The organism is Paracoccus simplex (assembly GCF_042648325.1).
Classification (GTDB): domain Bacteria; phylum Pseudomonadota; class Alphaproteobacteria; order Rhodobacterales; family Rhodobacteraceae; genus Paracoccus; species Paracoccus simplex.
The window spans coordinates 31,130-48,950 of sequence record NZ_JBHRXE010000030.1 but is presented as its reverse complement, the minus strand read 5'-3'; the positions used below and the strand labels follow the sequence as shown (position 1 = coordinate 48,950).

At 69.2% G+C, this 17,821-nt stretch carries 17 protein-coding genes; 9 read left to right on the top strand and 8 right to left on the bottom strand.

Annotated features, from left to right (window positions below):
* Positions 1-84: 84 nt before the first annotated feature.
* The 3 genes from ACFOMP_RS11050 to ACFOMP_RS11040 all read left to right on the top strand — a co-directional run bounded on the left by ACFOMP_RS11050 (position 85) and on the right by ACFOMP_RS11040 (position 4,339).
* A complete protein-coding gene (locus tag ACFOMP_RS11050) occupies positions 85-1,452 on the top strand; it encodes a DUF1800 domain-containing protein (RefSeq protein ID WP_379030404.1) in 1,368 nt (455 codons plus the stop codon).
* Between the two features lie 9 nt (positions 1,453-1,461).
* Positions 1,462-2,643: a DUF1501 domain-containing protein gene (locus ACFOMP_RS11045; RefSeq protein WP_379030401.1), complete on the top strand. Its 1,182-nt coding sequence runs from the start codon at positions 1,462-1,464 to the stop codon at positions 2,641-2,643.
* 976 nt (positions 2,644-3,619) lie between these two features.
* Entirely contained in the window at positions 3,620-4,339 is a 720-nt protein-coding gene (locus tag ACFOMP_RS11040; RefSeq protein ID WP_379030480.1) for a GNAT family N-acetyltransferase, read from the top strand.
* A 4-nt stretch (positions 4,340-4,343) separates the two neighbouring features.
* On the opposite strand, the gene ACFOMP_RS11035 is transcribed toward ACFOMP_RS11040, so the two are convergent.
* Positions 4,344-5,072: a response regulator gene (locus ACFOMP_RS11035; protein WP_379030398.1), complete on the bottom strand. Its 729-nt coding sequence runs from the start codon at positions 5,070-5,072 to the stop codon at positions 4,344-4,346.
* Between the two features lie 136 nt (positions 5,073-5,208).
* Between ACFOMP_RS11035 and mce the strand changes: the two genes are divergently transcribed.
* Together mce and ACFOMP_RS11025 are read left to right on the top strand one after the other, a co-directional pair.
* Positions 5,209-5,613, top strand: a complete 405-nt coding sequence (gene mce, locus ACFOMP_RS11030; protein WP_019351994.1) for a methylmalonyl-CoA epimerase — start codon at positions 5,209-5,211, stop codon at positions 5,611-5,613.
* Positions 5,613-5,873 (top strand): DUF1467 family protein, encoded by a 261-nt coding sequence (locus ACFOMP_RS11025; RefSeq protein ID WP_289894170.1) that lies wholly within the window; start codon positions 5,613-5,615, stop codon positions 5,871-5,873. Before mce ends, ACFOMP_RS11025 begins: the two co-directional genes overlap by 1 nt.
* Here ACFOMP_RS11025 and ACFOMP_RS11020 read toward each other — a convergent pair.
* Together ACFOMP_RS11020 and ACFOMP_RS11015 are read right to left on the bottom strand one after the other, a co-directional pair.
* Positions 5,839-6,540 (bottom strand): EI24 domain-containing protein, encoded by a 702-nt coding sequence (locus tag ACFOMP_RS11020; protein WP_379030394.1) that lies wholly within the window; start codon positions 6,538-6,540, stop codon positions 5,839-5,841. The genes ACFOMP_RS11025 and ACFOMP_RS11020 overlap by 35 nt on opposite strands.
* Positions 6,540-7,106 carry a nitroreductase family protein gene (locus ACFOMP_RS11015; RefSeq protein WP_379030391.1) on the bottom strand — a complete coding sequence of 189 codons (567 nt, stop codon included), beginning with the start codon at positions 7,104-7,106 and terminating at the stop codon, positions 6,540-6,542. The genes ACFOMP_RS11020 and ACFOMP_RS11015 overlap by 1 nt, the downstream gene beginning before the upstream one ends.
* Before the next feature lie 105 nt (positions 7,107-7,211).
* Between ACFOMP_RS11015 and ACFOMP_RS11010 the strand changes: the two genes are divergently transcribed.
* Entirely contained in the window at positions 7,212-7,460 is a 249-nt protein-coding gene (locus tag ACFOMP_RS11010) for a DUF167 domain-containing protein (protein WP_289894167.1), read from the top strand.
* Here the strand turns inward: ACFOMP_RS11010 and ACFOMP_RS11005 are convergent.
* Positions 7,457-7,708: a hypothetical protein gene (locus ACFOMP_RS11005; RefSeq protein ID WP_019353302.1), complete on the bottom strand. Its 252-nt coding sequence runs from the start codon at positions 7,706-7,708 to the stop codon at positions 7,457-7,459. The two genes, ACFOMP_RS11010 and ACFOMP_RS11005, sit on opposite strands and share 4 nt — an antisense overlap.
* A 128-nt stretch (positions 7,709-7,836) precedes the next feature.
* Here ACFOMP_RS11005 and ACFOMP_RS11000 point away from each other — a divergent pair, with 128 nt between their 5' ends.
* Positions 7,837-8,589, top strand: coding sequence for a M48 family metalloprotease (locus ACFOMP_RS11000; RefSeq protein WP_289894166.1), 753 nt, complete (start codon positions 7,837-7,839; stop codon positions 8,587-8,589).
* Between the two features lie 250 nt (positions 8,590-8,839).
* On the top strand, positions 8,840-9,181 hold the full coding sequence (locus tag ACFOMP_RS10995; protein ID WP_289894165.1) for a hypothetical protein: 342 nt from the start codon (positions 8,840-8,842) through the stop codon (positions 9,179-9,181).
* A 6-nt stretch (positions 9,182-9,187) separates the two neighbouring features.
* Here ACFOMP_RS10995 and ilvN read toward each other — a convergent pair whose 3' ends face one another.
* The 3 genes from ilvN to ACFOMP_RS10980 all read right to left on the bottom strand — a co-directional run bounded on the left by ilvN (position 9,188) and on the right by ACFOMP_RS10980 (position 12,521).
* Positions 9,188-9,748, bottom strand: a complete 561-nt coding sequence (gene ilvN / locus ACFOMP_RS10990) for an acetolactate synthase small subunit (protein ID WP_289894164.1) — start codon at positions 9,746-9,748, stop codon at positions 9,188-9,190.
* Positions 9,749-9,763: 15 nt separating this feature from the next.
* Entirely contained in the window at positions 9,764-11,518 is a 1,755-nt protein-coding gene (locus ACFOMP_RS10985) for an acetolactate synthase 3 large subunit (RefSeq protein ID WP_289894163.1), read from the bottom strand.
* Positions 11,519-11,684: 166 nt separating this feature from the next.
* Positions 11,685-12,521: an arginyltransferase gene (locus ACFOMP_RS10980; RefSeq protein ID WP_379030386.1), complete on the bottom strand. Its 837-nt coding sequence runs from the start codon at positions 12,519-12,521 to the stop codon at positions 11,685-11,687.
* 228 nt (positions 12,522-12,749) lie between these two features.
* Here ACFOMP_RS10980 and ACFOMP_RS10975 point away from each other — a divergent pair, with 228 nt between their 5' ends.
* Positions 12,750-15,557, top strand: coding sequence for a [protein-PII] uridylyltransferase family protein (locus tag ACFOMP_RS10975; RefSeq protein ID WP_379030383.1), 2,808 nt, complete (start codon positions 12,750-12,752; stop codon positions 15,555-15,557).
* A 113-nt stretch (positions 15,558-15,670) separates the two neighbouring features.
* Here the strand turns inward: ACFOMP_RS10975 and ACFOMP_RS10970 are convergent, their stop codons facing one another.
* On the bottom strand, positions 15,671-17,749 hold the full coding sequence (locus tag ACFOMP_RS10970) for a glycosyltransferase (protein WP_379030380.1): 2,079 nt from the start codon (positions 17,747-17,749) through the stop codon (positions 15,671-15,673).
* Between the last annotated feature and the right edge of the window lie 72 nt (positions 17,750-17,821).

Below are 17,821 nucleotides of genomic sequence, written 5' to 3'. Positions count from 1 at the left end.
TGAAGAAAGCGTGAACTGACCTCGGGCCGGGATCGTGGCATAAACTTGCGCAAGGGGGGCGATTTCCCCCGCAAGGATGATTGCATGAGCTTTGGATTTCCCGAGCTGGCGGCGATCCGTCTGGGTTTCGGCCTGTCGCCGCTGATGCCGCCCCCCGCCGATGCCGAGGCGGTGCTGGCCAATCCGGCCCAGGCCGGTCCCGGCCCAGAGGCGATGACCACCGCCACCGCCAGCGAGATTGCGCTGCAGTTCCGCGAAGGCGTCCGGGCCAGGACCAAGGGCCTGCCCGAGCCGCCCGAGGCGCAGGAGGCAAGCCGGCTGCTGGGCGCCCTGCAGATCGAGGATCTGCGCCGCCGGATGATCCGCGCCGTCGATGACCCGGTCGGTTTCGGCGAGCGGCTGGTGCAGTTCTGGTGCGACCATTTCACCGTCCGGGCGATCAACAAGGTCAATCATGGCCTGGCGCTGGCCTTCCAGGACGAGGCGATCCGCCCGCATGTGAACGGCCGGTTCGAGGACCTGTTCTTCGCCGCCGACACCCATCCGATGATGCTGGTCTATCTGGACCAGACCGCCAGCCGCGGGCCGAACTCGCCCTTCGTCAAGCGCCGGCCCGACCGCAAGCTGGGCCTGAACGAGAATCTGGCGCGCGAGGCGATGGAACTGCATTCGCTGGGTGTCGGCGCCGATTACCAGCAAAAGGACGTGCGCGAGCTGGCCGAGCTGCTGACCGGGCTCAGCTTCTCGTTCCAGGACGGCTTCTCCTTCAAGCCGGTCCTGGCCGAGCCGGGGCCCGAGACGGTGCTGGGCCAGAGCTATGGCGGGCGCCGCCGCGGCGGGCTCGAGGATATCCGGGCCGCCTTCCGCGACCTGGCCCGCCACCCCGAGACGGCGCGGCATGTCTCGCACAAGCTGGCGGCGCATTTCGTCGCCGACGATCCGCCGCAGGATCTGGTCGAGGCCATGGCGGCGGTCTGGCGCGACACCGGCGGCGACCTGCCGCAGGTCTATCGCGTGCTGGTCACCCATCCGGCGCTGGCCTCGAACCTGCGCCGGAAGGTGCGCCAGCCCTTCGACCTGCAGGTGGCCGGGCTGCGCGCCCTGGGGCTGCGCGGCGCGCAGGTGGCGGCGCTGGAACGGCCGGTCTTTCGCCGCGCGATCTGGAACCACCTGATCTCGATGGGCCAGCCCTGGGGCCAGCCCAAGGGCCCGGACGGCTGGCCCGAGGCGGCCGATGCCTGGATCGCGCCGCAGACCATGGCGGCGCGCATCAACTGGGCGCTGCGCATGCCGCGGCTGCTGCAGAAGGATCTGCCCGACCCGCGCGAGATGCTGGTCTCGGCCTTCGGCGGCACCCAGTCCAGCGAGCTGGCCTGGGCGGTGCCCAAGGCCGAAAGCGCGGCCGAAGGCGTGGTGCTGATCCTCGCCTCGGGCGACTTCAACCGCCGATAGGAGGCACCGATGCCGACACTGGACCGCAGGTTGTTTCTGAAGGGCTCGGCGCTGCTGGGCTGCTCGGCGGCGGCGCATCCGCTGCTGAACTCGATGACCTTCGCCGCCCTGCCTTCGGACAACCGGCTGGTGGTGATCATCCTGCGCGGCGCCATGGACGGGCTGGACGCCATCCAGCCCTATGGCGACCCGATGCTGCGCCAGCTGCGCCGCGACCTGTCGGTCGGACCGGAAAACGGCGCGCTGGACCTGGACGGGTTCTATGCGCTGCACCCGCGCCTCGCGCCGCTGATGCCGCTGTGGCAAAAGGGCGAGCTGGCCTTTGCCCATGCCGCTTCGACCCCCTATCGCGACAAGCGCAGCCATTTCGACGGCCAGGACCTGCTGGAGGCCGGCACCGGCAACGACCTGCCGGTGGATCGCCGCATCGGCGGCTGGCTGAACCGCCTGCTGCAGGCCACGCCCGGCACCACCGCCGAGACCGCCTATTCGGTGGGCGTCGAGCAGATGAAGATCCTGTCCGGCAAGGCCGCGCATCTGAGCTGGGCGCCGACCGCCTCGCTGAGCCTGTCGCCGCAGGCGCAGATGCTGCTGGAGCACGTCTATCACGACGATCCGCTGTTTCGCGACGCGGCCCGGGACGCCATGCAGATCGGCGCGGAAAGCTCGGAGATCGAGCGCATCGCCGGGCCGACCGGCGACGCGCAGGCGCTGGCCCGCTTCGCCGCCAATCGGCTGAATGCGGAAAGCCGCATTGCCGCCTTCTCGATCCCCGGCTGGGACAGCCATGCCCGCCAGCCGGCGGTGCTGGGCCGGGCGCTGGACCGGCTGGCGGCGGCGATCCTGGCGCTGCGCGACGGGCTGGGCGGCAACTGGGCGCGGACCTCGGTGCTGGCGATGACCGAGTTCGGCCGCACCGTGCGCGAGAACGGCTCGGGCGGCACCGATCACGGCACCGGCGGCGCGCTGCTGATGGCGGGCGGCGCGATCCGCGGCGGCCGGGCCTTCGGCGACTGGCCGGGCCTGGGCGAGGGCCAGCTTTACGCCGACCGCGACCTGATGCCGACCCGCGACATCCGTGCCTATGCCGCCTGGGCGATGCACGGGCTGTTCGGAATCGGGCGCGACGCGCTGGAACGCTCGATCTTTCCCGGCCTCGATCTGGGCGGCGATCCGGGGATGCTCGCTTGAGCGGGAAGCCGGATTAGCAGATCGCCGCCTTGCAGCCGCGCGGTCCATGGCGCGGCGGATCCGCAGCGCCCTCTCTCGGCAGCGGGCCTTGGCCGGCATTGCGGCGCCTCTGGCCTTGTCAGCGCCCCGATCCGGGCGGCAATCCGCTCGTCCGGCCTATTTCCGACGGAGCGCCCCGCCGCTATGCCCGTCGCCCGGCAGCAGGGTGGATGGCGATGCGTCGCGGAAAGCGCGGCCCTGCCGGCGCGCCGATCCGGGCGGCGTGCCGGTATCTCCAACCGCCAACCCGCTCTCACGCCGCCGTTCCTGCGCTCAAGAGTCCGCGATGGCAGCGGCCGCATGTCGCAGGCACGGTCCTGATCTGTGGCGCCCGTCGGCCGATCATCCGGCGACTCGACCGGCTGCCGAGCGCCCGACCCCGCCAGTGCGCAATACCCTCGCGCACCCGCAAAGCCGAGGAACGGCGTTGCCGCATGGCCGGATTTCGGCCGAAACAAGAGGGGCAGCGGTCTTCAGGCGGGCGTCCGGGGAAGCGATCTTGCGCGGCCCCGGTTCCGGCGGCGGGTTCCGGATCGCGGCCTGCTCCCGGCTTGATTGCCCCGATCGGCGCCGGTACCCGGTCGCAACACCGTGGCTGCCGAAACGCGGATGGTTGGCCGCGCCGTCTTTGGCGATGGGCCAGCGCATCCCGGCCTGTGTCTGCGGGCGGCGGCCGCGCCGCCCCGGGGGCCGGTATCGCGGCTTTGCGCATGGGCAGGGGGCGCCCGGTCAGGTCTCGATACGGGCAGCATCGCCTGGCCGCGCCGCTTCCCGGCCTTGACCTTGGCCGAGAACGGCGGATGCTGCCCCGGATGTTGCAGGAGGTCCGCGCATGTCCCAAGATCCCGCCGGCAATTCGTCCCGCCCAGCCGCTGCGCCCGATCGCGGCGGCTCTGCCGCGGGCGGGCAAGAGATCCCTCTGACCGGCATGGCGGGGATGCCGGCCCGTCACGGTGGCGGAGAAGCCGCCACGCCATCCGCCCGCCCGACCGGCCCTGTCATCCGTGACTTCGCCCCACCAGCCGCACCCGGTCCCGAGCGGATCGAAGGCGGCCATGTCCTGCTGGAAAGGCTGGATCCGCAGCGCCATGCCGAGGATCTTTTTGCCGCCAATCAGGGGCAGGACTGGGTCTGGGATTATCTAGGCTACGGCCCCTTCGCCGATCTTGCCGGCTATCGCGCCTGGCAGACCGGGATGGCCGCCAGGACGGACCCGTATTTCTATGCCTTGCGCGAGCGGACGACCGGCAGGGTCGGCGGGCTCGCCTCGTTCATGCGCATCGACCCGGCCCATGGGGTGATCGAGATCGGCCATATCGAGATCGCGCCGCCGATGCAGCGGACCCCGGCCGCGACCGAGGCGATCTCGCTGATGATCGGCTGGGCCTTCGGCGCCGGCTACCGCCGGGTGGAGTGGAAATGCGATGCGCTGAACGCCCCCTCGCGTCGCGCTGCGTTGCGCTACGGCTTCACCTTCGAAGGCATCTTCCGCCAGCACATGATCTACAAGGGCCGCAATCGCGACACGGCCTGGTATGCGATCATCGACCGCGACTGGCCGGCCCTGGCGCGGGCGCATCAGGCCTGGCTGGACCCGAAGAATTTCGACGCCAGCGGGCGGCAGCGGCAAAGCCTGTCGGCGTTGACTGCGGGCTAGGGGCTCAGGAAATCCGCACCGCCGCCAGCCGATCCTGCACCAACCCGCTGATCCGCGCCAGGTCCATGGCCAGCGCCCGGCCGTCGGCATGGTCCCGCGCCAGCGCCGTCGCGGCGTCCTCGAGCATCCGGTCATGGGCCGAGCGCGCCACCCCGGCCAGGAAGCGGGCGATATATTCGATCGCCTCGGTATCGTCTGCCTGCGACAGCACATCGACGACATGGGCCAGATCCTCGCGCAGCGCGCCGGGATCGGCCGGGATCACGTCATCGGGCAGGACGCGCAGGCCCTGCGGCCGGGCCTCGGGGGGCAGGGCGGCCAGAATCGCCTGCTGAAACACCGCGAGGCTTTCGATGGGCTTCACCAGGAACCCGTCCGCCCCGGCGCGCAGCGCGGCGTCCCGGTTGGCCGGATCGCCCGAGATGCCCAGGATCACCGGCACGCGCGGCAGCGCCTTCGCGATGGTGGCGATCATGTCGGCGCCGTCGCCATCGGGAAGGCCCAGGTCCACGATCACCGCGCCGGGACGATAGGTCTGCAGATGCCGCAACGCCGAACGGATGCTGTCGGCCCGACGGATGCGCGCGCCGGAGCGCAGGCACAGCAGGCGCACCGCCTCGGAGGCGACGCGCGAATCCTCGACCACCAGCACCGTCAGGCCGGTCAGCGGTCGATCGGGCAGGGTGGCCCGCCAGGTGGGGAATTCTTCCGCACCGATCCTGTCCTGTTCCATCTTGCAAATCCTTACTGGGAATCACCGTCTGACCCCGAGGATTGCGCGATTCCCCTAAGAAGCCGTTAACGGTGATTTCTTTTCCTTTCCCCCGCCGTCTTGTGGCCCTAGAAGGGCGCAAACGACGGAGGAAGTGATGATCGGACGCCTGAACCATGTCGCCATCGCCGTGCCGGACCTGAAGGCGGCGGCCGCGCAGTATGAAAACAGCCTTGGCGCCAAGGTGGGCGCCCCGCAGGACGAGCCGGACCATGGCGTTACCGTCGTGTTCATCGAGTTGCCGAACACCAAGATCGAGCTGCTCTATCCGCTGGGCGAGAACAGCCCGATCAAAGGCTTCCTGGACAAGAACCCCTCGGGCGGCATCCATCACATGTGTTTCGAGGTCGAGGACATCCTGGCCGCCCGCGACAAGCTGAAATCCGAGGGCGCGCGCGTGCTGGGCAATGGCGAGCCCAAGATCGGCGCCCATGGCAAGCCGGTGCTGTTCCTGCATCCCAAGGACTTCAACGGCTGCCTGATCGAACTGGAGCAGGTCTGATGAGCCTGACCGGCGGCATCGTCCTCTATTCCGTGCTCTGGTTTCTGGTGCTGTTCGTGCTGCTGCCCTTTGGCCAGCAAAGCCAGGCCGATGTCGGGCAGGTGACGCCCGGCACCCCGGCCGGCGCCCCGCACGAGCCGAAGCTGAAGAAGAAGATGCTGTGGGCGACGCTGATCGCCGCGCTGATCTGGGGGGTGATCGCCTATGTCATCATCGGCGGCATCATCACCCGCGCCGATCTCGAGGCCTGGACGCGCTGATGTGGTAAAGGTGGGTGAAACCCGCCGCCGCCAGCACCGGAACGACGACGTTCAGCAGCGGCACGGTCAGCAAAGCCGCGATCAGCACCCCCAGCGCGGTCGCCTGCGCCGCCAGGCGGCGGCGTAGCGCCGTTGCCTGCGGCTGATGCAGGTGGCGCCGTGCCGCCATCTGGAAGAACTCGCGCCCCAGCAGCCAGCCGTTGCCGCCATAGAACAGCACCGAGGCCAGCGGCCCCAGGAAGGGCGTCAGCGCCAGTGTCACCAGCGTGACCAGGATCACCGCGCCCATGACCGCCAGCGATTCCCAGAGCCCCTCCCAGAAATCGACCGGCAGGCCCTTGGCGGCGGGGTAATGCGTCTCCTCGACCGCCTCGGCGACGCGCTCGGCAAAGAGGCCGGAAAAGCCCGCCGCCACCGGGATCATCAGGAAGATGCTCATCAGCGGAAACAGCAGCAGCGAGCTCCAGGACAGCGCCGGGGCCAGCGGCACAGCGCCGATCCAGGGCAGGGTCAGCGTCTCGGGCGCGAAGACGCGAATGGCCCAGAAGGCGCCGGCCTGCAGGGCGACGAACAGGCCCAGCGTCAGCGCCACGCCAAGCGCCACCACGCCGAAAATGCGCGGCCGCAGCAGATCGCCCCAGGCAAGGAGCAGCGCCCGGATCACCATTACAGGAACGTCGTCTTGGCCGCGACATCCGGGCGCGGCCGGTCGGGCGGGGTGCTGCCGCGCTGGCCGATATGGATCAGGCCGACCACGCGCTCGTCCGCGCCGATGCCCAGATGCGCGCGGGCGAAACCCGGCTCGGCCGCCGGGCCGGTCAGCCAGGCGGCGCCATAGCCCGCCGCCAGCGCCGCGTTCAGCAGCTCGAGACAGACCGCGCCGGCCGAGAGGAACTGTTCCCATTCCGGAATCTTCGGGCTGTCGACCGGGGCCGAGACCACCGCGACGATCACCGGCGAGGCGAAGGCCGAGCGGGCCTTTGCCACCGTGGCTTCGTCGCCGCCGGCCTCGGCGACATGCTCGGCCAGCACCGGCGCCAGCCGGTCCAGCGTGGCGCGCTCCAGCACCACGAAGCGCCAGGGTTCCAGCTTGCCGTGGTCGGGGACGCGGGCGGCCAGCTCCAGCAGCTCCATCAGCGCATCGCGCGAGGGGGGCGGGCCGCCGAGCAGCTTCGGCGGATGCGAGCGGCGATGGCGCAGGAAGGCCAGAGTGGCGGGATCGGTGTGCTGCATTCGCGTCTCCTCGGGTTCGCGCGGACCTCGGCTTCCAGATAGCCATCCGGATCTGCCGGCGCCAGTCGGGATTGCCTTTTTCGCCGCACCCGGCTTCAACGAGGCATGACCGATCTGAGCCACCTTGCCCGGCCGGGCGCCGAGATCGCCGTGCGGGTCACCCCGCGCGCCTCGCGCAATGCGGTGATCCTGGACGGTGGAACGATCCGCGTCACCGTCACCACCGTCCCCGAGGACGGCAAGGCCAATGCCGCCGTGGTCAAGCTGCTGGCCAAGGCGCTGGGGGTGGCCAAGTCGCGGCTGGTGCTGGTGCGCGGCGCCACGGCGCGCGACAAGCTGTTCCGGCTGGATTAGCGGCGCTCCAGCCGGTAGTTGCCCTCGGGCAGGTTCAGCGCGGCGCGCAGTTCCTCGAGCTGTTCGATGGTCATGACGATCTGCGCCAGCTCGCCGGTGTCGGGATCGAACTGCTCGATCACCACCCGGTCGTCAAAGCTCTGGATCACCACGTCCTCGTTCAGCGGCCGGGTGCCGGTCTCTGCCTCGGGCAATTCGTCGATCAGGGTGATGACGGTGGCGTCGAAGTCGTGTTCGATGGTGAACATCGCGATCCTTCCGGTTCAGCTTTTCTCAACAATCGCGTGATATGTCGGGCGGAGCAAGCCCGGGGCTTGGCGGCGGGGCGGGGCCACGGCTAGAGTGGCGCGAATTGGGCAAGGGCAAGGGGCGGCAGATGCGCGGGACATGGCAAGCGGCGGCGGCGATTCTGCTGGTCCTGGCGGGCTGCGTCGCGGCGCCGGTGCCCCAGCCCGGCGATATCCAGAAGCCGCTGCCCGATGTGATCATCACCCCGGCGCCGGACACCCCCGCCGGCGCCCGCGCCTCGGCCCGGGCCTTCATCGCGGTGATCAGCCGCATGGAGCCGGCGGTCGAACGCGAATGCGTCGCCAGGCGCACCCAGCCGATCAGCTGCGACTTCCAGTTCGTGGTCGATGATCGTCCGGGGCTGGAGCCGAACGCCTTCCAGACCGTGGACCCGACCGGGCGGCCGGTGATCGGCTTTACGCTTTCGCTGATCGGAGAGGCGCGCAATGCCGACGAACTGGCTTTCGTCGTCGGGCACGAGGCAAGCCACCACATCCTGGGCCATATCAACCGCAAGACCAGCGCCGCCTCCATGGGCGCGGTGATCCTGGGCGGGCTTGCCAGCGCCTATGGCGGCAATTCCGAAGCGATTCGCTCGGCCCAGGATTTCGGCGCGCAGTTCGGCGCCCGCTACTATTCGCGCGACTGGGAGCTGGAGGCTGATTATCTCGGCGCGATCATCGCCCTGAATGCCGGATACGATCCCGAGCACGGTGCGCAATTTTTCGCTCGCATCCCCGATCCTGGTGACAAGATTCTGGGCACTCATCCCTCGAACGCCGCCCGGATGGGGCAGGTGGCGCGCGCCGTGGCGGATTACCGGGCCGGCCGTGTCCGATAATTCCCCTGTTCTGTTGCATTCCTGCATCGTGTGGATCGGGCTTTTGCCCAGGGTTTATCCAGAAAATCAGCGGCAAAGCCCTCGCCGATCAGGACAAATCGTCGCGGATTAGACCAATTTGTCCGGATGACTGCGCGTCAAACTGACCGGCTCCTTCAGAATCTGCTTTTATAGGCGAGAAACTGCCGATAGTTTCCGGTCTGGGTTGTGCTGCGCCTCTGGGGAAGGGCGGATTGTTTTAGGAGCTTTGATGATCGGGGTCATTCTGTGGAGCAGTCCGGCCAAGGAAAAGGCCGTGATCTGGTGCGAGGATCATGGCGCCCTAGCCTATCTGCAAGGCCAGGAGAATCTTGCCGCGGCAGAGGGTTGGCCGGACGCCGGCGATCTTGTCGAGCTGGAGTTCGAGACGATCAACGATCTGCGCCATGCCCGCGCGGTCAGCATGATTTCGGGCAACCGGCGCTCGGAACTGCCGGATCTGTTGCGCGGCATGGGGGACAAGCCCGGGCAGCCGCGCCCGGTGCTGCGGGTGATCTCGAACGGCGATTGCGGGCTGGAAAAGCGGCCGCTGAAGCTCGCGGCCGCTCGCTGAGACGCCTCAGGCGCCGCGCGCCAGCGCGGCGACGCCGGTGCGGGCCTGGTCGGACAGGCCCAGCGGCCGCATCAGATCGGCAAAGGCGTCCAGCTTTTCCGGCGTGCCGGTAATCTCGAAAACGAAGCTCTCCAGGGTCGAATCGACGACGCTGGCGCGGAAGATCTCGGCGATGCGCAACGCCTCGACCCGCTTGTCGCCCTTGCTGGTGACCTTGAACAGGCCCAGTTCGCGCTCGACGCTGGGGCCTTCCACGGTCAGGTCGTGGACCTCGTGCACCGGCACGATGCGGCCCAGCTGCGCCTTGATCTGCTCGATCACCGCCGGGGTGCCGCGCGTCACGATGGTGATGCGCGAGCGGTGGCCCAGATGGTCCACCTCGGCCACGGTCAGGCTGTCGATGTTGTAGCCCCGGCCGGAAAACAGGCCGATGACCCGGGCCAGCACCCCCGGCTCGTTCTCGACCAGCACCGCGAGGGTGTGGCTTTCGATGGTTTGGGCGTTGGGGTCGCGCAGGTCATAGGCCGAATGGCTCGATGCGCCCTTCTGGATGTTCAGTGCCGCCATGTTCTTCTCCTCCACTCAGACCAGGGCCGCGCCGGCGCCGGTGATGGCGCCTTCGGTCGAGGTCTCGCCCAAGAGCATCTCGTTATGCGGCTTGCCCGAGGGGATCATCGGGAAGCAGTTCTCGTGCTTCTCGACCAGCACGTCCAGGATGAACGGGCCGTCGTAGTCGATCATCTCCTGGATGGCCGCGTCCAGGTCGGCCGGGTCGGCCACAGTGCGCCCGCCGCAGCCGAAGGCCTCGGCCAGCTTGACGAAATCGGGCAGGCTTTCCGACCAGCTCTGGCTGTAGCGTTCGCCATGCAGCAACTGCTGCCATTGCCGGACCATGCCCAGCCGTTCGTTGTTCAGGATGAACTGCTTGACCGGGGCGCGGAACTGCACCGCGGTGCCCATTTCCTGCATGTTCATCAGCCAGCTCGCCTCGCCGGCGACGTTGATCACCAGCGCTTCGGGATGCGCGACCTGCACCCCGATCGAGGCCGGCAGGCCGTAGCCCATGGTGCCCAGCCCGCCCGAGGTCATCCAGTGATGCGGATCCTCGAAATGCAGGAACTGCGCCGCCCACATCTGGTGCTGGCCGACCTCGGTGGTGACATAGGGGTTGCGGCCCGCGGTCAGCGCCTGCAGCCGCTGCAGCGCGTGCTGCGGCTTGATGACCTTGTCCGAGTTGCGATAGGCGAGGCAGTTGCGCGCCTTCCACTGTTCGATCTGCACCCACCATTTCTGCATGGCGGCGGTGTTGGTCTTGCGGCCGCGGGCCTTCCAGACCTTCAGCATGTCCTCGAGCACATGGCCGACATCGCCGACGATGGGCAGGTCGACATGGATCACCTTGTTGATCGAGCTGGGGTCGATGTCGATCTGCGCCTTGACCGAGCCGGGGCTGAAATCCGCCACCCGCCCGGTGATGCGGTCGTCGAAGCGCGCCCCGACCGCGATCATCAGGTCGCAGTCATGCATGGCCATGTTCGCCTCGTAAAGACCGTGCATGCCCAGCATGCCGATCCAGCCCTTGCCCGAGGCCGGATAGGCGCCCAGCCCCATCAGCGTCGAGGTGACCGGGAAGCCCGTCGCATCCGCCAGCTCGCGCAGCAGCTGGCTGGCGCCGGTTCCGGAATTGATCACGCCGCCGCCGGTATAGAGGATCGGCCGCTCGGCCGTCTCCATCAGCTCGACCAGCCGGGTGATGGTGGCCAGGTCGCCCTTTTTCGCCGGCTGGTAGCTGGGCGTCTCGATCTGTTTCGGCCCGACATATGCGCCGGTGGCGAATTGCACGTCCTTGGGGATGTCGATCAGTACCGGCCCCGGCCGGCCCGAAGTGGCGATGTGGAAAGCCTTGTGGATGGTCGCCGCCAGTTCGTCCGTCTCCTTCACCAGCCAGTTGTGCTTGGTGCAGGGGCGGGTGATGCCGATGGTGTCGGCCTCCTGGAAACCGTCGGTGCCGATCAGGAAGGTTGGAACCTGGCCGGTCAGCACCACCAGCGGGATCGAATCCATCAGCGCATCGGTCAGGCCGGTGACGGCATTGGTTGCGCCCGGCCCCGAGGTGACCAGCACCACCCCCGGCTTGCCGGTGGAACGCGCATAGCCTTCGGCCATGTGGACGGCGCCCTGTTCGTGGCGAACCAGGATGTGCTTGATGTCGTTCTGCTGGAAGATCTCGTCGTAAATGGGTAGCACCGCCCCGCCCGGATAGCCGAATACGGTGTCGACGCCCTGATCGCGCAGAGCTTCGATAACCATCCTTGCACCGGTCATTTCTCGGGACATGCCCATTCTCCATTTCTGAACCTTCGCGGCCGGGCCTGCTGGTCCCGTGCTGCGTCGCGGGAAACTATGAGGGCGGCGCGGCATGGTCAATGCCGATTGTCCAATAAAATGACCCGCTGCCGCTGAATCTTGAAATATTCTTACCGAAACCGGGGCTTTTCGGTAATCATCTCCGATTGGGCGGCAGGGTAATGCGCGCCACCTGTTCGACGATCGGGTCGATGGACAGCGGATGGATGTCCGAACTGTGCTGCGCCGGGTCGCCGATCGGCTGCCAGACCCCGCCCTTGTAGATCTCCAGGGCCGAGAATTTCGCCTTGTAATCCATCTTGCGGCTGCCGGGCACCCAATAGCCCAGATAGACGAAGGGCAGCCCGGCGCTGCGCGCCAGTTCGATATGGTCCAGAATGATATGCGTGCCCAGGCTGAGGTTGTCCAGCGCCGGGTCGTAGAAGCTGTAGACCAGGCTCAGCCCGTCATCCAGCACGTCGGTCAGGCAGACCGCGACCAGCCGGTCGCTGCCCGGGGCGTCGCCGCCGTCGCCCTGATGGCTGCGATATTCGATGACGCGGCTGCGCACCGGCGTCTCCTCGATCATCGCGGCGAATTCGAAGATGTCCATGTCGGCCATGCCGCCATCGGCATGACGCTCGTCCAGATAGGCGCGGAACAGGTCGTATTGTTCCTCGGTCGCCCAGGCGCTGGTGGCGAGCCGGCGCAGATGCGTGTTCTTGCGCGCCACCCGGCGCTGCGTGCGCGAGGGCCGGAACTCGGACGCCCGGATGCGCGCCGACATGCAGGCGACGCAGCTTTCGCAACTGGGCCGGTAAAGCACGTTCTGCGAGCGGCGGAAGCCCTGGCGAGACAGCGTGTTGTTCAGTTCATTGGCCGAATCGCCGGCCAGCGCCGTGAACAGCTTGCGCTCGGCCCGGCCGTGCAGATAGGGACAGGGCTGCGGGGCCGTCACATAGAATTGCGGGGCATGAGGCAGGCTGTGCCGCATCAGCCGCGCCCCCGGCTTCTGGGGCGCGCCGCACCCGTGGGCGCATGCGGTCGGGTGGTTCTCGTTTCGGCGCGCATGGGCGGCGGCCTGGGCTCTGCTGTCAGTTGCACTCGGGTCGAGCCTAACAACAGTTCCCCCCAACGCCAAGCAGGGAAAACCGTAAGAATTGAGCGTTGCATCGCAACCGCGCGGCATTGACGCGGCGCCGGCGACAGCTAGGCTCTGGGCATGGATTTCACCGCCCGCATCACCCGCCTGCCCATCCCCGTCGATCCTGCCCGCGGCCTTTCCGCGCTGCAGGCGACCGGCATCGCCGATCCCCGCCTGGGCGAGTTGATCCGGGGGGCCGCCGGTTGCAGCCCCTATCTGGCCGGGCTGATCGCGCGCGAGGCCGACTGGCTGCCCGGGGCGCTGGCGCATGAGGATGTCGTCGCCCGCGAAACCGCCGGGTTCGAGGCGCTTTCCGCCGATGCCCTCGGCCCGGCCCTGCGCCGCGCCAAGCGGCGGGTGGCGCTGTGGACGGCGTTGGCCGATCTGGGGGGCGTCTGGCGGCTCGAGCAGGTGACGGGGGCGCTGACCGATCTGGCGGATCGCGCCACCGACCTGGCGTTGCGCGTCCATGTCGTGGCCGAACAGGCGCGCGGCAAGCTGCCGCCGACCGAAGCCGATGCCGGCGGCATCGTCGCGCTCGCCATGGGCAAGATGGGCGCCGGAGAGCTGAACTATTCCTCGGATATCGACCTGATCGTGCTTTACGACGACAGCGCCTATGCCCGCGACGACCAGCACGAGGCCCGCGCCAGCCTGATCCGCGCCACCCGCAAGGCGGCGGCGACCATCTCGGACAATACCGATCAGGGCTATGTCTTCCGCACCGACCTGCGGTTGCGGCCCGATGCCGCGGTGACGCCGGTCTGCATCTCGCTCTCGGCGGCGCTGGCCTATTACGAGGCCGAGGGCCGCACCTGGGAGCGTAGCGCCTATATCAAGGCGCGTCCCTGTGCCGGCGATCTTGCGGCGGGCGAACGTTTCCTGCGCGAATTGCGGCCCTTCGTCTGGCGCCGGCACCTGGATTTCGCCACGATCCAGGACGCCCATGCCATGCGGCTGCGCATCCGCGAACACAAGGGCCTGCATGGCCGCATCGAAGTGCCCGGCCACAACATGAAGCTGGGTCAGGGCGGCATCCGCGAGATCGAGTTCTTCACCCAGACCCGCCAGCTGATCGCCGGCGGCCGCGACCCCGAGCTGCGGGTGCGCGGCACGGTCGAGGGGCTGGCGCGGCTGGCCGAAAAGGGCTGGGTGCCCCCTGACGTGGCCGAGGAACTGACCGCGCATTACCGCGAGCATCGCGAGATCGAGCATCGCATCCAGATGGTGAACGACGCCCAGACCCATTCGCTGCCGAACTCGGCCGAGGGGCTGGACACCATCGCCCGGATGATGGGCGAGGCCGATTCCGCCGCCTGGTCGACGCGCCTGGCCGACCGCCTGCGCCGGGTCGAGGCGCTGACCGGCGATTTCTTCGCCCCCGGCGAGCGGCGCGCGCGCCCGCAGCTTTCGTCCGAGGCCGAGGCGATGGTGGAACGCTGGCGCGGCTATCCCGCCCTGCGTTCGGCCCGCGGCCGCGAGGTCTTTGCCCGGATCGAGCCCGACCTGCTGACCCGGCTGACCGCCGCCGCCCATGCCGGCGAGGCGCTGGCCCGGTTCGATGCCTTCCTGGCCGGGCTGCCGGCCGGGGTGCAGCTTTTCTCGCTTTTCGAGGCCAATCCGCAACTGATCGAGCTGATCGTCGACATCTGCGGCACCGCGCCCGGGCTTGCCGCCTATCTCGCCCGCCATCCCGAGGTGCTGGACGCGGTGCTGGGCGGCAGCTTCTTCGCGGCCTGGCCGGGTGTGGCCGAGCTGCGCCGCCAGCTTGACCAGGTGCTGGCCTCGGCGCTGACGGCGCCGAACGGCGGCTATGAACAGGCGCTGGATGCGGCGCGGCGCTGGGCGCATGAATGGCAGTTCCGCGTCGGCGTCCATCACCTGCGCAGCCTGATCGGTGCCGAGGAGGCGGGCGGCCAATATGCCGACATCGCCGATGCGGCGGTGGCGGCGCTGTTTCCGGTGGTGGCGGCGGAATTCGCGCGCCGGCACGGCCCGGCGCCGGGTCGCGGGGCGGTGGTGCTGGGTATGGGCTCGCTGGGGGCCCGGCAGCTCAATGCCGCGTCGGATCTCGACCTGATCGTGATCTACGATGCCGCCGGTCAGGACAGTTCGGACGGGACGAAGCCCCTGGCGACGCGGGCCTATTACGCGCGGTTGACCCAGGCGGTGATCACCGCGATCTCGGCGCCGACCTCGGCCGGACGGCTTTACGAGGTGGACATGCGGCTGCGGCCTTCGGGGCGGCAGGGGCCGGTGGCGACCTCGGTGCAGAGCTTTCGCGACTACCAGATGACCGAGGCCTGGACCTGGGAGCATCTGGCCCTGACCCGTGCCCGGGTCATCGGCATCTGCGGCGCCGATGCCGCCGCGCTGGCCGATGAGGTCGAGGCGCTGCGCGTCGAGGTGCTGCAGAGCCGCGGCGGCGATCCGCGCGTCCTGCCCGACCTGGCCGAGATGCGGGCACGCATCTTCGCCGCCAAGGCCCCGGACGGCGCTTGGGAGGCCAAGATCGGCCGCGGCCGCTTGCAGGACATCGAATTGCTGGCGCAATGTTTCGCGCTGCGCGCCGGTTCGGCGGCGCGTGCGGCGCCGGCACAGCTGCGCGCCGGCCCGCGCGCCGGCCTGGTCGGGCGCGAGGAGGCGGAAAGGCTTGCCGCGGCCCGGCGCTTCCTGTGGAACCTGCAATGCGCGGGCCGGCTGCTGACCGAAAAACCGCTGGACATGGACAATCTCGGCAAGGGCGGGCAGGCCTTCCTGCTGCGCGATACCGGCTGCGATACGCTCGAGCACCTCGCCGCCCGGCTGGCCGGGACGGTCGAGACGGCCGGCGGCGTCATCGACGGCATTCTGGCCGGGGTGGAGGCGCGGGCCGCCGCCGGCTAGCCGGGCGCAGCCGGGGGGCCGCGGATCGGGTTTGACCGGCCGAGAGCACCTGGCGGCCGGGTCAGAAAGCGCGCTTCGTGGCAGAGGGGCGGCGGCTCGGCCTGCGGCCGGTTCTAGCTCACCTCGCCCAGCATGGGCACCAGCCGTTGCGACCGGCTCCCGTCGGAAGGTTTCGCGGCCGACTCGGCTTCGGTCCCGTGATGCAGGGGAATCAGCCGGCCCGGTTTCGCCACGGGCGCGGCGTCCGGCGTCTCGTCCTGGCCGGCGTCGAAGAGGCCGTGCTGGGTCTTGTCCCAATAGAAGGGCTTCGCCACCACTTCGTAGATCGCCTTCCAGGCCGCCAGGCAGCCGAGCGGGAAATACAGGTGCAGCGTCGGCACCCAGGGCAGCAGATGGCGATGCCGGCGCCCGCGCACCGCCCAGCAGCCGATGGCGATGTTCAGCAATTCCGAGGCCACGAACAGCGTGAACAGCAGGGCGATGGCATGGCCGCCCAGCAGGCCCGACAGCACCCCGCGCATCGGATGCGGCAGGCCGAGGCTGAGCAGCCAGAAGCTCCACAGCACCGGCGCCAGCAGATATTGCGAGACCGAAGCGAAAAGCTGCACCTGCAGCCCGATGAAGCGGCGCGGGCCCAGGTCGCGCCACAGGGCCGCCGGATCGCGCATATGCACGCTCCAGGTCATGGCGAAGCCCTTGAGCCAGCGCGAGCGCTGCTTGACCCAGGGGATCAGCCGGCAATTCGCCTCTTCATGGGTCACGGTGTCCAGCATCTGCGTGCGATAGCCGCGCCGGGTCAGGCGGACGCCCAGATCGGCGTCCTCGGTGACGTTCCAGGCGTCCCAGGCGCCGACCGCTTCCAGCGCCTCGCGGCGGAAGAACAGCGTCGTTCCCCCCAGCGGAACCACCAGATCCAGCGCCGCCGCCCCGGCCAGCGTGCCCCGGAACCACGAGGCATATTCGATGGTGAAGGCGCGGGCCAGCCAGTTGCTGCGCGGGTTGTAATAGTCCAGCACGCCCTGCAGGCAGACCACGTCGGGGGGCGCGAAATGAAAGCCGCGCGCGACCTTGTGCAATTGGTCGGGTTCGGGCCGGTCCTCGGCGTCCCAGACGCCGATGATCGCGCCGCGGCAGAAGTTCAGCGCGTAGTTCAGCGCCCGCGGCTTGGTGCGGATCGGGCCGTCCGGCACCGTCACCACCCGCAGCCAGCGCGGCAGCCGGGCGCCCTCCAGCGCCTCGCAGGTGATGCGGTCGGTCGCCTCGACCACGATCAGGATGTCCATCAACTCGCGCGGGTAGTCCAGCCGCGACAGCCGGCCGATCAGCTTGTCGGCGATATTCGCCTCGGCGAACAGCGGCACCATGACCGAGATCACCGGCAGCGGCGCCGTCATCTCGGGGCGCGGGGCGGCTCCGCGCGCCATGGCCTTGGCCAGCATCCGGTCGCGGCGGTGCCGGCGCAGGATGGCGGCGAAGGAGACGAGCTTCAGCGAGGCCGAGGCGATCAGCGTAAGCACCGCCCAGGCGGTCAGCAGCACGATCACCGCGATCGGCGCCAGCAGCAGCCCCAGCGCCGCCGCCGCGATCGCGCCCATGGCGATTCGGCCGAAGCGGCGTTCGTTGCGGGTGCGGCAGCTTTCCTGGGCCGGCACCCGGGTCTCGGCCTGGCGGATCAGCGCGGTGCGGCGCAGGGTCAGGATCGCCTCGCGCGCGGCATTTTCCGAGCAAAGCAGCATGCGCACGGCACCGAAGCCGGCGGGCAGGCGGGCGCGCAGCGCCTCGAAATCCTCGGGCCGGGCGGTGGCGATGAAGGTCACGCCGCCGACGCGCCGCCAGGGCACCACGCCCTCGGCCAGGCAAAGCTGCGCGCCCAAAGCGTCGACCAGGCGCGGATCGGGCGGCAGCGCCTTGAGGTCGAGAACGCTGCTGCGCCATTGCCGGGACAGGGCGCGTGTCAGCGCCTCTTCCTGCACCCAGCCGTTCGCCAGCAGGATCTCGCCCAGCCGCGCCTGCTGGCGGCGGCGCATGACCACGGCCTTGAGCAGGTTGCGCGGATCGACCGCGCCGTCCTCGATCAGGATCTGGCCCAGCGGGCGCAGGTCGCGCGGCGCGACCAGCGTCGCCGCGGGCGCGGCCGGGACGACCGGGGCCGGCCCGGTCGGGAAGGGCTTGATAACAGCGGTGCGGGCCATAGCGCGTTTCCCGGTCCAGGTCATTCCGACCCGATCTCTGCCATGCAGAGGGTTAAAAACGGGTTAATCGCG